The following is a 14894-nucleotide window of genomic DNA, read 5'->3' on the forward strand; positions in this document are numbered from 1 at the left end:
ATAACAAAAAAAGCGATGAAATAAATTTCATCGCTTTTCTTATGTGCATTCCCGAAGGAAATCTTAGCCATTTGAAAGTGCAGCAGCACCTGATACAATCTCTGTAAGCTCTGTAGTAATAGCTGCTTGACGAGCTTGGTTATACGAAAGTTTTAATTGACGTAATAAATCACCAGCATTTTCTGTTGCTTTATCCATCGCTGTCATACGTGCACCATGCTCAGAAGCATTAGAATCTAATACTGCTTTGTACAATTGAATCTTAATCGCTTTAGGGATTAATTCTTCAATGATTTTTTCTTTAGAAGGCTCGATAATGTAATCTAATTCTACTGTGTCTTCTTTTTTCTCTTCAGGCAATAGAGGTAACAATTGTTCTGAAGTTAAAACTTGTACAGCAGCATTACGGAATTGGTTGTAAACAACCTCTACACGGTCGATATTTCCTTCTTTGAATTCATTCATGATATATTCAGTCACTTTAGATACGTTTGTGAAATCTAAATTGTTGAATAATTCATTATGATTGCCAATAACGTTGAAATTACGTCTAGAGAAGAAATCATGACCACGCTTACCAATAGCAATGATACTTACATCCCCTCTCGCAAATTGATCAGCATATTTAGTAGCGATCAAATTGTTCGCCGTTTTAATAGCATTAGCATTGAATGCTCCAGCCAAACCTCTATTTGAAGTCACTACTACGATCATAACCTTAGTAGGAACTCTATCTTGAGTATATGGAGAATCATTTCCTTCTACAGAAGCTGAAACTTGAGCAAGAATATCTCTTAATTTATTGGCATAAGGGCGCAATTGAATGATAGCATTCGTCGCACGCTTTAATTTTGCCGCAGAAACCATTTTCATGGCTTTGGTAATCTGCTGCGTGGATGTCACCGAGGTGATACGGTTTCTTACTTCTTTTAAATTTGCCATATTTCAGATAAAAGATGTGAGACTTTTAGATATGAGATATGAGACAACTAAATCTCAAATTCTCATATCTATAATCTCATATCTAATTAATATTTTGAAGCTAATTCTTTAGCTACTTTTTCTAAAACGTCTGTTAACTCATCTGAGAATTTACCAGCTTTTAATGCTGATAATACTTCTGGATGACGTTGCTCTAATTGAGTCAAGTATTCTTCTTCGAATTGACGTACTTTGTTCACAGGAACATTACGCAACAATCCTTTAGTACCTGCATAGATGATAGCTGTTTGCTTTTCAACTGATACTGGTGAGAATTGACCTTGTTTCAAGATCTCAACGTTACGAACACCTTTATCTAATACCGCTTTAGTAGCCGCATCTAAATCCGAACCGAATTTAGCGAATGCTTCTAACTCACGGAACTGAGCTTGGTCTAATTTCAATGTACCAGATACTTTCTTCATTGACTTAATCTGTGCGTTACCCCCCACCCGTGATACCGAGATACCTACGTTGATCGCTGGACGGATACCTGCGTTGAATAAGTTAGACTCTAAGAAGATCTGACCATCAGTGATTGAGATTACGTTAGTAGGGATATATGCTGATACGTCACCTGCTTGTGTCTCAATGATAGGAAGAGCTGTCAATGACCCCCCCCCTTTTACTAAGTGTTTGATAGACTCAGGAAGATCATTCATGTTGCGAGCGATCTCGTCAGAAGAGTTGATTTTCGCAGCACGCTCTAACAAACGTGAGTGAAGGTAGAATACGTCACCTGGGTAAGCTTCACGGCCAGGAGGGCGTTTCAATAACAAAGACACTTCACGGTAAGCCACAGCTTGTTTTGACAAATCATCATAAACGATTAACGCTGGACGACCTGTATCACGGAAAAACTCACCGATAGCAGCACCTGCCATTGGAGCGTAGAATTGTAATGGAGCTGGCTCAGAAGCTGAAGCAGCTACTACTACTGTGTACGCCATAGCACCTTTTTCCTCCAATACGCGTACGATGTTTGCTACTGTAGAGTTCTTTTGACCTACAGCAACATATATACAGAATACTGGTTGACCAGCATCGTAGAATTCTTTTTGGTTGATGATAGTATCGATACAAACCGCTGTTTTACCAGTTTGACGGTCACCGATTACTAACTCACGTTGACCACGACCTACAGGAATCATAGCGTCGATAGCCTTGATACCAGTTTGTAATGGCTCAGTTACAGGTTGACGGAAGATAACACCTGGAGCTTTACGCTCGATAGGCATTTCATAAGTTTCGCCAACGATAGGTCCTTTACCATCAATTGGTTGACCTAATGTGTTAACCACACGACCAAGCATACCTTCACCTACTTTAATAGATGCGATACGATTAGTACGTTTGATTGTATCACCTTCTTTGATTTCGTCTGAAGGACCTAAAAGTACAACACCCGCGTTGTCTTCTTCTAAGTTCAATACAATACCTTGTAATCCGTTTGAAAATTCAACCAACTCACCTGATTGAACTTTTGTTAAGCCGTAAACGCGAGCAATACCGTCACCAACTGTAAGCACGGTACCTACTTCCTCTAATTCGGCCTCTGACTTAAAGCCTGACAATTGCTCTCTAAGAATTGCCGAAACTTCATCTGGTCTTACCTCTATCATTTTACTTCGTATAAGGGGTTTTAGATTCTATTACTTTACTACCTCAAAGTGATTATACACCTTGATTGATGAAATGTCTTTCTAATTTATTTAATTTTCCAGCAATACTTTCGTCTAATTGCTTATCTCCTACTTTGATGATAAATCCACCGATTAACGATGTATCTACTTTATTTGTAAGGATTACATTCGCATTGATTTGCGTAGCAATAGTATTACCTAAAGACTGAATATTAGCTGCAGACAATGGTTGTGCTGAAATAACTTCAGCTTTCACGATACCTTTTAATTCGTTGTATTCACGAATAAACTCTAAAGCTGTAGCGTATACTAATTCACCACGACCTTTGCGTACCATGATATTGAAGAATGTAGACACTTCTGTGCTTACTTTTCCTTCGAATAATGCTTTTAAGATATTTTGCTTCTTATCTGTTTTGATAATAGGATTAGCCAATACAGCTTTCAATTCTGAATTGGATTTGATTACTTTGGCAACCTCTTCCATTTCAGCTTTCACCTGATCTAACGTACCTTTCTCTTGTGCTAAATCTAAAATAGATTTAGCGTATCTCGAAGCAACTTTGAATACTGACATTTTCTCAAATTAAAAATTAAAAACTAAAAATATTAAAAGCGTAACGCAAATTAATATTAGTTTAATTTAACGTCTTTCAACAAGTCAGACACTAAAGCTTCTTGTTTACCTTGGTCTTCAAATTCTTTTGTCAAAACTTTGCGAGCGATGTCTAATGACAATGCAGAAACTTGGTTTTTAACTTCTGCCAACGCTTTTAATTTTTGATCTTCGATCTCACGTTTTGCAGATTCAATTAATTTTGCACCTTCAGTTTGAGCAGATTCTTTCGCTTCAGCAACGATTTTATCTTTCAACTCTTTTGCTTCTTTCAAGATAGCATCGCGCTCTTCACGTGCTTCTTTCAATAATTGCTCGTTTTCATTAGTCAAACGTGCCATTTCTAATTTAGCTTTCTCTGCAGAAGCTAAAGCATCAGAAATACCTTGTTCACGCTCTTCTAAAGCATTAACGATTGGTTTCCAAGCAAATTTTCCTAAGATAAAGATTACAATTAACAAAATAATTAATTGCCAGAAGAACAAACCGTATGAGAACTGATTAAGTAATGCGTCCATTATATTTGCTTATAAAATATGATTTTCTATTTATTGTCTTTAATTTTTTGTCTTAAAACATGACTTACAACCAACCGTTGCAAGTCATGTTTAATACTTTTAATCAACTTGGATTATTTACCTAAGATTAAAGCACCGAATGCTAAACCTTCTACTAAGGCACCAATGATGATCATCGCAGTTTGAATTTTACCAGCTGCTTCAGGTTGACGTGCGATAGCTTCCATAGCTGAACCACCGATTTTACCTAAACCTAAACCTGCACCGATTACGATTAAACCTGCTCCAATTAAATTGTACATAATGATTTATTTATAAAAATTTAACAAAAAATTCTGATTAATGATGTGCGTGCTCTTCTACGGCCATACCAATGAATAATGATGACAACATCGTGAAGATAAACGCTTGTAAAAATGCAACTAACAATTCTAAGAAGAATAAGATCAATGTCAACAACATTGACACACCGATACTACCTCCTACTGATAATTGTTGTTGGAATAAATATACGATAGCAATCAAACCCATTACTACAGAGTGACCTGCAGTGATGTTAGCGAAAAGACGTAACATCAATGAGAATGGTTTTGTAAACATACCTAACACCTCAATTGGCGCTAACACAAATTTGAAAGGAACAGGAACACCTGGCATCCAGAAGATGTGTTTCCAGTAATCTTTGTTTGCTTTGAAGTTTGTAATCACGAAAGTGAATAAAGCTAAACACAAGGTTACGGAGATATTACCAGTTACGTTGAAACCAATTGGAGTTAACCCTAATAAGTTCAAAGTGAAGATCAAGAAGAATACTGATAATAAGTAAGGCATGAATTCTTTGTAACGGTGACCGATGTTAGGAATAGCCATCTCGTCACGTACATATAATACTAAAGGCTCTAATACACGACCAACACCTTTAGGTAAGTTGTTCGAACCTTTTTTGTAAGTCTTAGCTAATGAAGTGAATCCTAAGAATAACAATAATGCTGCTAACATTAAACCCGTTACGTTTTTAGTGATTGAGAAATCTAACGGTTTAGCATTTGTTGGATGGTGGTGTTCGTCATAAGCAATAGAACCAGCAGCATCAGTTTTGTAGATTTTTCCGTGGTAGTATTTATAGAACTGACCATCTACTTCTGTCAAACCATCATTTTCGTGGAATTTAGCAGATGAGAAAACTTTCAAACCATTATCAATTAAGATAACTGGCAATGGAAAACCTACATACTCTTCACCTTTTTTGTATAAAGTAAAATAGTGATCATCCTCTAAGTGATGTTTGATATGGGCATTGATCTCTTCCGCTTGAGTCTTCTCGCCGTCACCATGTCCGTGCGTCTCTTCTGCGGCAATTGATGTAAAAGGATTGGCAGCAAATAAAATTACTGTTAAGAATAAAAGTGCTCTTTTAAGATTCACCATTTTAGATTACTGTTGAATAATGAAAAATTTTGTGCAAAAATACAACTTTATTTGGCATATAATACGTTTTGTATAAACTTTTTTATAAAAAGTTTACTGCTCATTATTTTCTTGATTTATAGCCTTGAAAGCCACAAAAACATCAAAAAACAAGAACAGAAAAAACACTACTAAGAAATTATATTCGATAAAGTCATTTTCAAATTTATTTAAGCCATTTTTGATATAAATGTAACTCGCGACAGCATTTATAGTCATCAATCCCAAAAAGATAAAACCTAGATTTTTGGGCATAGCATATTGCGCCATTAAAGTCAATACCACTATGAAAAGTGATATTCCGACACCAAATGCATACATCCCCAATAAGGTATAATCCGTTTGCTCCCAGAATTGGTTAGTTCCTAATCCTTTTAATATTAAAGTATGTGCAAAATACGCTGCTACTCCTAATACGAGTAACGTGATAATATATCTAATATAGTTAATCATTCTTACTTATACGATTGGCTTGTTTAATAAATTGATATAAAGATGCCACGACGCCCAACATAGTTAATCCTTTGGTCCACCAGCCACCGTCAACATCATATTTGACATCCAGCCAATCTCCCAAACGATAGAATAAATAAATAGTCACCCCCATCTGAAAAGGCATAGAAGTAAATACTATCCATTTGTTTAGTTTAGGATCTTTCTTTTTGTCTTTCTGCTGCTCCAAAGCCAATCAATTAATTCCAACAAATATATTACAATAACGGCTTATCACGAAGACAATGCTAAATTTTAGTTTCTAACACTTTTTGTCCGATCTTAATTTCTGGATAAGAATAGTCCTCACCTAAGATGATTTTGATTTGAGAAGAAGATTGACCTTCATTCGCTTTGAGCACCTCAAGGATTCTATCCAATTTGTTAAGATCGATTAATTCTTCAGCTTCAATCTCTGATCCAACGTAGTGAATCAAATGTCCATATACTGTACCTTCCACCATACCTCTTTTCTGCGCAATCTGCGCAATATCCATCCCATCTTGATACATATCCAGCGTAATCTGCTTTGTATCCTTTTCTTCTGTAGTATCGTCGTCAGCAACTTTTACAGAATCATCTTTCACGACATTCATCTTCAAAGACAAATCATCCAACACTTCTTCTTTCGTCAAAGCTTCCGCTATAGTCAAGCAATGTTTTAGAATTTCGTATTTACGTTTAAAATCCAACAACAAAGCTTTCATTTCTTGAATATACTTTTTAGTACGTTTACGTATACTCCAGTCTTCAATATGTTTTTCGGTAGCTTTTAATAGCTCTTCTTCCATTTTTGGCAAAAACCAATTAACAGCAGAAGTCGTACGTTCACAGATTTTGTGGTAATCCAATGCGTCCTTATCAGACAACATAGTATGCAACTGTTGCATGAATTTATGCGCAACCTTTTCTTGAGTCTGTAACGATTGTTGCAACAAAAAGAAAAAAGAAACTACACCTTCTTTGTTGTCAATATTGCGATCTTTGAGACTTACTTCCATTTCATTAACAGCTTCTGTCAAACTAGTCCAACGAAAACTGTTAAGCAAAATTTGACCTAGATAAGCACGTTGACTATTTTTCAAAATATCATCCACTTCCTCTTCTTTCACGAGCTGCTTCATAAAATCCACAACTTGAAAGTCTGTTCGAATCGCATGCGGCGCTATCTTAGACCGCAACACTAACCCTTCCAAACCAGTTAGCCTACTCAATGCCACATAAACTTGTCCGGCAGCAAAGGAAGTTCCTGCGTCAATAATCGCCTTATCAAATGTTAAACCCTGACTTTTGTGAATCGTAATCGCCCAAGCCAATCGTAAAGGAAACTGCGAAAACGTACCTAATACTTCTTCCTCAATTTTGTCCTCTCCTTTATTATACTTGTATTTGATATTTTCCCAAGTCTCGCGACGTACGACCACATCTTCCGAACCATCTTTGAATCCGACAACTACTTGATGTTTGTCCAGATTCAATTCTTTGACCACGCCTATCTTACCATTAAAATATTTACGATCTTCGCCTGTATCATTCTTAATGAACATCACTTGTGCGCTCAGCTTCAGTGTTAGCGTTTCCTCCGTAGGATAAGCACCTTGTTGGAAATCATCTTTTACTACAGCTTTGACATTGTGCATTTTGCCCGGAAGTTTAGCCAATTCTTCTTGATTGATTTGATCCGCCAAACGATTATGTGAAGTCAACGTAATAAACTGTTCGGATTTATCTGGAACGAAATCTTCTTTATAATGCGTATTTAATTCCTCCAAATCCTGCTGCGTACATTGGTTATTTCGGATATTATTTAATACCGAGATAAACTTGTCGTCACTTTGTCTATAGATATGCTGCAGTTCCAATTTAATCAACGGCGTAGAACGCAATACTTTTGCATTAAAGAAAAAGGGACTCGTATAATGATTACGCAAAATCTGCCATTCTTGATCGCGAACTACGGGAGGAAGCTGGTATAAGTCTCCAATAAACAAGACCTGCACCCCACCAAAAGGACGCATATCGCGACGCACGGACTTCAAGATAACATCAATAGCATCTAGAGTATCTGCACGCACCATGGATACTTCATCTATCACCAACATTTCCAACTCTTGCAAAATTGCACGTCGTTGTTTAGTTAACTTTATAGTAGAAAAAAGACGGTTTTTATTGTATATATTATTGTCTTTCTCATCCCATTTGAGCTCATAATCTTCCAAAAACACCCCAAAAGGCAACCAAAACAAAGCATGCAATGTCGTTCCTCCTGCATTCATCGCTGCTACTCCAGTTGGCGCTGTGATAGCCATTTTCTTATAACAGTTTTCACGGATATACTTTAGAAAGGTAGTTTTACCCGTTCCGGCTTTACCTGTTAAAAAAAGATTCTGGTTAGTTTGATTAACAAATGCTACTGCCTTTTTGAAAATAAGATTATTTGCGTCGATCGTTTGCTCCTTCATATCTATTACAAAGGTAAGGTAATGTCCAACAATAAGTATTTATATATTAATTTTAAATTTTTGAAAAATTTGTGGATATTAGTTAATAATAAAATTTTAATAAACTTAAATAAATACATATTATGGCATATGTTGATAAGAGTGAGTTATTTAATCAGATTCAAGGAAAACTTGAAGGGTTAGGCTTTACTATTGAAAACGTGGATCAGACAAGACCGTGGGGTGGTTTTTTTGTGATAGATGAAAGTCAAGCACAAAAATTTGCGAATGAGTTTTTTGATGGATTAGACACTCAGGATCTAAAAATATCGGGCAAATTAAGTCCAAAGATTTTGATCGTAGGTCCCAACAAGCGCTTATCATGGCAATACCATCATCGTCGTGCCGAAATCTGGCGCGTAATACGTGGAGAAGTAGGTGTAGTAACAAGTCCCGATGATGATGAGCACGAATTGAAAATCTTAAAAGAAGGTGAATTTATTCGCCTATCTCAAGGTGAACGTCATAGATTGGTAGGGCTTGCTGAGTATGGTGTAGTAGCAGAGATATGGCAACATACAGATGCAACTAATCCTTCGGATGAAGATGACATTGTACGCGTACAAGATGATTTTGGAAGATCGATATAAGCCTCAAAACGAGATACAAATAAGCCGAGAAAATTCTTTCTCGGCTTATTTCATTTTATGGATAAAGTAAATATTTCTGTCTTATTTTTTTGAATTCATTAATTCCTGGCTCCCAAGTTTTGCGTATTTGCTCTTCTGTCCAACCTTCTGCTATTTGTTTCTTAAAATCTGCATAACCAATAAGGTTATCAATATTACCGATTTGCTTACTCAAACTTCTGTCAAAGAATTTCTCTTTATTCGGATGATTTTTGTACAAATCAATCATCCATGATAGGTTAATCTTTTTGCTCATTACAATCTTTTCAAGATCGATGTCTCTTAAATCAAGACCATAGCAAACCTGATCTTTGAACAAAGGATCTTCAGCCATTCCTGGAATGCTGTATGGGGTGTAACTGAAGGTATATTTGTTCTTCAACATAGGTCCGCCTACTACTGTAAAAGGATACATGGTGCCTCTCCCGTGATTCAAAGCGATTCCTTCGAATAAACACGTAGATGGATATAGCAATATACTTTGAGCAGTATTCAAATTTGGGGATGGATTGACGGGCAATCTATAAAGCATATCATGGTTGTACCCTTTAACTTTAATCACCTCTACATCGCACTTAATCTTATTTGCCATCCAACCTTCTCCATTAATCATTAAAGCAAATTCACCTAATGTCATGCCGTGAACGATAGGAATGGGGAACTGCCCTATCCCCGATTTGTGCTTCATATCTAATATAGGACCATCAATAAAATAGGCATTGGGGTTCGGACGATCCAAAATCATGAAGGGCTTTCCATTTTCTGCACTTGCTTCCATCACATCGCGCATGGTGTTCATAATGGTATAAAAACGGCAACCTACATCCTGAATATCAAAAAGTATCAAATCCACATCTTTCAAATCCTCTTTACTAGGTTTCTTCTTACTTCCATAAAGGGATACAATCTTTAAACCCGATTGGACATCGATTTCATCTTTTACTTTAATACCTGCGCTAGCATTACCCCGAAAGCCATGTTCAGGGCCAAATACCTTGACAATATTCACACCTAATTTTTGGAGACTATCCACTAAATGGGAATTACCAATAATAGCAGTCTGATTAGCCACAATAGCTACGCGCTTGCCTTTTAATTTGGGTAAATAGCGTTCGGTTTGCTCGGCTCCCGTTTTTATTTTATCGTTGTCATATTTTAATTGCGCATTAGCATCCAATATTCCAATAACGCATAAAATCAGTATAATTGCTCTTTTCATAAGGTATATGCAATTGATTAAAGCTTAAATATAAGAATAAATCGACGTTATTGGCTCTATTTAATATGTAATATTTGCGTTGGGTTATTTACTACCTTTATCAGTAATTTTTTTATATTTTTGCTACACATTTTTGAGAATAAAACCATGACAGCATATAACGAAGACAGTATACGATCCCTCGACTGGAAAGAACATATTCGATTACGTCCAGGTATGTACATTGGTAAGCTAGGAGACGGTTCGGCTTATGATGACGGTATCTATGTATTGCTTAAGGAAGTCGTAGATAACTCTATCGACGAATTCGTTATGGGCGCAGGAAAAACCATAGACATTACAGTTACAGAAAATAAAGTTTCAGTACGTGACTATGGACGTGGTATTCCTATAGGTTCTGTCGTCGATGTAGTATCAAAAATCAATACTGGAGGCAAATACGACAGCAAGGCTTTCCAAAAATCTGTAGGACTTAACGGTGTAGGTACAAAAGCTGTGAATGCCCTATCAACAAATTTTACTGTTCAATCCTACCGTGATGGCAAGACCCGTATAGCTACATTTAGCAAAGGGGAGTTGCAAACAGACGAACAAAAAGATACGACACAACGTAATGGTACAGCCGTAACGTTCTATCCAGACGATAGTATCTTCAAACATTACAAATACCGCATAGAATTCGTAGAAAACATGATCTGGAATTATGTTTTCTTAAATTCAGGCTTAACAATAAACTTCAATGGTCAGAAATTCGTGTCCGAAAATGGTCTTAAAGACTTATTGGAACGCAATGTAGACACAGAAGGTATGCGTTACCCTATTATTCACCTTAGAGGCGATGATATTGAGATAGCAATGACGCACGGTCAGCAATATGGTGAAGAATATTATTCATTCGTGAATGGTCAGCATACCACACAGGGCGGTACACACCAAGCTGCATTCCGTGAGGCTGTAGTAAAAACTATTCGAGAATTTTATAAGAAAGATTTTGATGCTTCAGATGTGCGCGCATCCATCATTGGTGCTATAGCTATCAAAGTACAAGAGCCTGTTTTTGAGTCGCAAACAAAGACAAAATTAGGTTCGCAAAGTATAGGTCCTGATGGGCCTACGGTACGTACTTTCATCAATGATTTCGTTAAGAAAGCATTAGATGATTACTTACACAAAGATTCTGCAACAGCAGATGCGTTGTTGAAACGTATTATGCAATCCGAGCGGGAGCGTAAAGATATTGCAGGAATTAAAAAGCTTGCCAATGAACGCGCTAAAAAAGCTTCTTTGCACAACCGTAAACTACGTGATTGTAAACTCCATTTTGGTGATAAAAATGAAAGAAATCTAGAGACCACCTTATTCATCACTGAGGGTGATTCTGCATCAGGTTCTATCACCAAGTCTCGTGACGTTCAGACTCAAGCAGTTTTCAGTTTACGCGGGAAACCACTAAACTGTTATGGATTAACCAAGAAAATTGTATACGAAAACGAAGAATTCAACTTACTTCAACATGCTTTAAATATTGAAGAGGGCATGGAAGGTTTGCGTTACAACAATATTGTCATCGCTACCGATGCCGATGTCGACGGTATGCACATCCGTCTGTTGATGATGACTTTCTTCTTGCAGTTCTTCCCAGATTTGGTAAAAGCCGGTCACGTGTACATCTTGCAGACGCCGTTATTCCGTGTTCGTAATAAGAAAGAAACAATTTATTGTTATTCGGACCAAGAACGTATTGATGCAATCAACAAATTAGGAGGAAAGCCAGAGATCACCCGATTCAAAGGTTTGGGGGAAATCTCTCCTTCAGAATTTGGTCAATTTATAGGTGAAGATATTAAACTTGAGCCTGTTATCTTAAATAAAGACAACAAACTTCCTCAAATATTAGAGTATTACATGGGTAAAAACACCCCTGACCGTCAACGTCATATCGTAGATAACTTACGTGTAGAAATTGACTTAGAGGAAGAATTGGTGAAAGCAGCCATTTAAGAAATACCTTTCAGCCTCTTATCACCTAGAGGCTGAATACCATTATAAACAACCTAACCAAACATGACGAAACAAACTTTAATACTTATTCAATGCCAAGATGCTGTTGGATTAGTATCTAATATATCAAATGTACTTGCTAAACATAAACTCAATATCATAACGATGCGGGAATATGTGGATGAAGAAAACAACAAATTCTTTGTTCGTGTAGTCTGCACGGGATATGTAGAAGAAAGTAATGGCTTATACAGCCATCTCAAAGCTGTATTGCCAGAAAAAGCTAGCATTTCTATTAATCCGTCGAAAAGAAAACGTATTGCAGTTTTAGTTACCAAAGAACACCATTGTTTGGCTGATATTTTAGTGCGTAATTATTTCGACACGTTGAATGCAGATGTATGTGCGGTAATAGGTAATTATGATAATCTACGTGATTTTGCTGAGAGATTTGACATTCCTTACTACCATATTTCGCATGAGAATAAGACAAAAGAAGATTTTGAGGGGGAATTAGCGGTTCAATTAAAAGCTTTAAATCCTGATTTCATTGTTCTTGCTAAATTTATGCGTATACTATCGCCTTCTTTTGTCAAAGAATTTGAACACCGTATCATCAACATCCATCACTCATTCTTGCCTGCTTTTATTGGTGCCAATCCATATAAACAAGCACATGATCGTGGCGTGAAAATTATCGGAGCTACAGCACATTTTGTTACCAATGATTTGGACGAAGGTCCAATTATTGTACAAAATATCAAAAACATTGACCACAGTTACGATGTACATAAAATGAAGCGCACAGGGCAAGAAATCGAAAAAGCCGTATTAACTCGTGCAATACAATTAATTGTCGAAGACCGTGTTATGCTCAATGGAAATAAAACTATAGTATTTAAGGCTTAACTATACAAAACTAATTAGGTTTTTCAATAAAAAATTTAAGTGACACAAAGCACTTTTTAGAATTTGTGTCACTATTTTTTAATTGGATTAAAAGAGGGTATTTGCGTCATATTTCAAACTATGACACACAAATTCCATATTCCTGTTTTAGGACTTGCATTTTCAATTGATTCGCCAATTAAAGTAGCTCAATTCGGGATATCTTCTGTGATTTCTATCGTTGACGATGAGCTTATAGAAAGAATGCGCAAATATTATTGCCATCTCACTGGTAAATCCTATGAGCCCATTAACTTACATCAAGACGACGCACGCGCGAAAAGAATTACAGCCTATCTGGATTTAGTTTATGATATTGTGCAAGATCAAGTCAAAGAACTCAAGTCCCAATCCGATATCATATCTTCAAAGTTGCAAAAATATATTGATCTACAACCTTCTAACTCTCCAATAGCTAATTTATATAGTAAATATTTAGAAGAAGATTCTAAGGAAATACGAAATTTTATTCTAGGTGAAATAAGGAATAAAATAGAAGTTGGAGATATCAATGTCAACATTATGTCCAAAGTGGACAAAATAAACCGCGATAGAAAAGGAAATGAATTAGATGCGTACTATTCAGACGCCAATGCTGCGCTACGTGGCTTCGCAAAAAGTAAGTTGACTTCTGCTGTCGTACTATCCGCAGGAATGAATCCTCGCCTTTATAGATATTTAGCTGAATTACCCCAATTTTTACCCATTAAAAATTCCAATTTCAACAAAAAAATTATTTTAAAAGTTTCTGATTTCAGATCGGCATTAATTCAAGCTAAATTCTTAGCCAAAAAAGGCATATGGATTTCGGAATACCGCATAGAATCTGGCTTAAACTGTGGTGGTCATGCATTTGCTACGGATGGTTATCTATTAGGACCTATTTTGCAAGAGTTCAAAGAAAAACGTCATCTCCTTCAAGAAGAACTTTTCCTAACTTATAAAGACGCTATTGAAAAAAAAGGATTTTCTATTTCACAAATTCCTGCTATAAAAATTACAGCTCAAGGAGGTATTGGAACACCTGCAGAACAAGATTTTCTGATCAATTATTACAATTTGGACGCAAATGGATGGGGTTCACCATTCTTGTTAGTTCCTGAAGCAACGACTGTGGATGAAAAAACACTTAAAAGTCTCGTGGAAGCATCAGAAGATGACTTTTACTTAAGTGGCGCTTCTCCACTCGGTGTTCCTTTCAACAATTTTAGAAAAAGTTCAGCAGAAACGTTTCGCGAATCGAGGATTCAAAAGGGGCGTCCTGGCGCTCCTTGCACAAAGAAATATCTGGTCACACCTTCGGTGTATGAGGAAGAACCTATGTGTTCGGCATCTCGTGTATTTCAACATCTCAAAATCATTGAGCTTGACGTATTAGGTTTAGATGATTCAACTTATGCTCAAAAATTATCCGAAATAACCGAAAAAACCTGTCTTTGTGAAGGATTAGCGAATGCAGCATACGTAAAATATGATATTTTAGAACGTAAGGACACGGACACCGTAGCGATTTGTCCAGGTCCAAATACAGCCTATTTTAACAAAATTTACACTTTACAAGAAATGGTAGATCATATTTATGGACGTCATGACCTACTGAGGAATGTAGAAAGACCATCTATGTTCATAAATGAATTAAGACTGTACATTTCTTTTCTTGAAAAATACATTTCAACCAATCAAAATACGATGGATGCTACCAAGGAAAAATACATCCATAAATTCAAAAATGAGATGCTGTCTGGAATCTCCTATTACAGAGAATTGAGCGGAAAATTATTTGAAGTAGAAACGGAGAAATATATGGAGTTCCATAACCAACTTAATCAAGCAGAGAACCAAATCAATACGATATAAAACGAAAAAAGCTGCCTTAGGG

The 14894-nt window shown here is 36.4% G+C and carries 14 protein-coding genes; 4 read left to right on the forward strand and 10 right to left on the reverse strand.

Annotated features, from left to right (window positions below):
* Positions 1-63 precede the first annotated feature (63 nt).
* From atpG to G5B32_RS17560, 9 genes are all read right to left on the reverse strand, one after another.
* Positions 64-942 (reverse strand): ATP synthase F1 subunit gamma, encoded by an 879-nt coding sequence (gene atpG / locus G5B32_RS10595; RefSeq protein WP_165291514.1) that lies wholly within the window; start codon positions 940-942, stop codon positions 64-66.
* 86 nt (positions 943-1028) lie between these two features.
* On the reverse strand, positions 1029-2603 hold the full coding sequence (gene atpA / locus G5B32_RS10600) for a F0F1 ATP synthase subunit alpha (protein WP_165291515.1): 1575 nt from the start codon (positions 2601-2603) through the stop codon (positions 1029-1031).
* A gap of 52 nt (positions 2604-2655) precedes the next feature.
* Positions 2656-3201 (reverse strand): ATP synthase F1 subunit delta, encoded by a 546-nt coding sequence (gene atpH, locus G5B32_RS10605; protein WP_165291516.1) that lies wholly within the window; start codon positions 3199-3201, stop codon positions 2656-2658.
* A gap of 56 nt (positions 3202-3257) precedes the next feature.
* Positions 3258-3758, reverse strand: coding sequence for a F0F1 ATP synthase subunit B (locus G5B32_RS10610; protein WP_165291517.1), 501 nt, complete (start codon positions 3756-3758; stop codon positions 3258-3260).
* A gap of 113 nt (positions 3759-3871) precedes the next feature.
* Entirely contained in the window at positions 3872-4060 is a 189-nt protein-coding gene (gene atpE, locus G5B32_RS10615; RefSeq protein ID WP_039053475.1) for an ATP synthase F0 subunit C, read from the reverse strand.
* Positions 4061-4097: 37 nt separating this feature from the next.
* Positions 4098-5186: a F0F1 ATP synthase subunit A gene (gene atpB, locus G5B32_RS10620; protein WP_165291518.1), complete on the reverse strand. Its 1089-nt coding sequence runs from the start codon at positions 5184-5186 to the stop codon at positions 4098-4100.
* A gap of 93 nt (positions 5187-5279) precedes the next feature.
* Positions 5280-5678, reverse strand: a complete 399-nt coding sequence (locus G5B32_RS10625) for a hypothetical protein (protein ID WP_165291519.1) — start codon at positions 5676-5678, stop codon at positions 5280-5282.
* On the reverse strand, positions 5671-5907 hold the full coding sequence (locus G5B32_RS10630) for an AtpZ/AtpI family protein (RefSeq protein ID WP_223815470.1): 237 nt from the start codon (positions 5905-5907) through the stop codon (positions 5671-5673). Before G5B32_RS10630 ends, G5B32_RS10625 begins: the two co-directional genes overlap by 8 nt.
* Before the next feature lie 58 nt (positions 5908-5965).
* The gene (locus G5B32_RS17560) at positions 5966-8179 is read right to left on the reverse strand and encodes a helix-turn-helix domain-containing protein (protein WP_165291520.1); all 2214 of its coding nucleotides are present in this window, start codon (positions 8177-8179) and stop codon (positions 5966-5968) included.
* A 122-nt stretch (positions 8180-8301) separates the two neighbouring features.
* Here G5B32_RS17560 and G5B32_RS10640 point away from each other — a divergent pair, with 122 nt between their 5' ends.
* Complete coding sequence (locus tag G5B32_RS10640; RefSeq protein WP_165291521.1) at positions 8302-8808, forward strand: phosphoheptose isomerase; 507 nt, start codon at positions 8302-8304, stop codon at positions 8806-8808.
* A 55-nt stretch (positions 8809-8863) separates the two neighbouring features.
* On the opposite strand, the gene G5B32_RS10645 is transcribed toward G5B32_RS10640, so the two are convergent.
* Positions 8864-10066 carry an exo-beta-N-acetylmuramidase NamZ domain-containing protein gene (locus tag G5B32_RS10645; protein ID WP_165291522.1) on the reverse strand — a complete coding sequence of 401 codons (1203 nt, stop codon included), beginning with the start codon at positions 10064-10066 and terminating at the stop codon, positions 8864-8866.
* Positions 10067-10213: 147 nt separating this feature from the next.
* Between G5B32_RS10645 and G5B32_RS10650 the strand changes: the two genes are divergently transcribed.
* From G5B32_RS10650 to G5B32_RS10660, 3 genes are all read left to right on the forward strand, one after another.
* Positions 10214-12067 carry a DNA topoisomerase IV subunit B gene (locus G5B32_RS10650; protein ID WP_165291523.1) on the forward strand — a complete coding sequence of 618 codons (1854 nt, stop codon included), beginning with the start codon at positions 10214-10216 and terminating at the stop codon, positions 12065-12067.
* Between the two features lie 63 nt (positions 12068-12130).
* Entirely contained in the window at positions 12131-12976 is an 846-nt protein-coding gene (purU, locus tag G5B32_RS10655; RefSeq protein WP_165291524.1) for a formyltetrahydrofolate deformylase, read from the forward strand.
* 120 nt (positions 12977-13096) lie between these two features.
* On the forward strand, positions 13097-14872 hold the full coding sequence (locus tag G5B32_RS10660; RefSeq protein WP_165291525.1) for a hypothetical protein: 1776 nt from the start codon (positions 13097-13099) through the stop codon (positions 14870-14872).
* Positions 14873-14894: the final 22 nt, after the last annotated feature.

Origin of the sequence: Sphingobacterium sp. SGL-16 (assembly GCF_011043515.1) — a bacterium.
In the GTDB taxonomy this organism is placed as follows: Bacteria; Bacteroidota; Bacteroidia; order Sphingobacteriales; family Sphingobacteriaceae; genus Sphingobacterium; species Sphingobacterium litopenaei.

Bases quoted from the DNA above. Each gene is read 5' to 3' on its own strand.
- atpA (WP_165291515.1), bottom strand. From the start codon at position 2,603: ATGATAGAGGTAAGACCAGATGAAGTTTCGGCAATTCTTAGAGAGCAA.
- G5B32_RS17560 (WP_165291520.1), bottom strand. From the start codon at position 8,179: ATGAAGGAGCAAACGATCGACGCAAATAATCTTATTTTCAAAAAGGCA.
- G5B32_RS10625 (WP_165291519.1), bottom strand. From the start codon at position 5,678: ATGATTAACTATATTAGATATATTATCACGTTACTCGTATTAGGAGTA.
- atpH (WP_165291516.1), bottom strand. From the start codon at position 3,201: ATGTCAGTATTCAAAGTTGCTTCGAGATACGCTAAATCTATTTTAGAT.
- G5B32_RS10660 (WP_165291525.1), top strand. From the start codon at position 13,097: ATGACACACAAATTCCATATTCCTGTTTTAGGACTTGCATTTTCAATT.
- G5B32_RS10650 (WP_165291523.1), top strand. From the start codon at position 10,214: ATGACAGCATATAACGAAGACAGTATACGATCCCTCGACTGGAAAGAA.
- atpG (WP_165291514.1), bottom strand. From the start codon at position 942: ATGGCAAATTTAAAAGAAGTAAGAAACCGTATCACCTCGGTGACATCC.
- G5B32_RS10610 (WP_165291517.1), bottom strand. From the start codon at position 3,758: ATGGACGCATTACTTAATCAGTTCTCATACGGTTTGTTCTTCTGGCAA.
- G5B32_RS10640 (WP_165291521.1), top strand. From the start codon at position 8,302: ATGGCATATGTTGATAAGAGTGAGTTATTTAATCAGATTCAAGGAAAA.
- G5B32_RS10645 (WP_165291522.1), bottom strand. From the start codon at position 10,066: ATGAAAAGAGCAATTATACTGATTTTATGCGTTATTGGAATATTGGAT.
- purU (WP_165291524.1), top strand. From the start codon at position 12,131: ATGACGAAACAAACTTTAATACTTATTCAATGCCAAGATGCTGTTGGA.
- atpB (WP_165291518.1), bottom strand. From the start codon at position 5,186: ATGGTGAATCTTAAAAGAGCACTTTTATTCTTAACAGTAATTTTATTT.
- atpE (WP_039053475.1), bottom strand. From the start codon at position 4,060: ATGTACAATTTAATTGGAGCAGGTTTAATCGTAATCGGTGCAGGTTTA.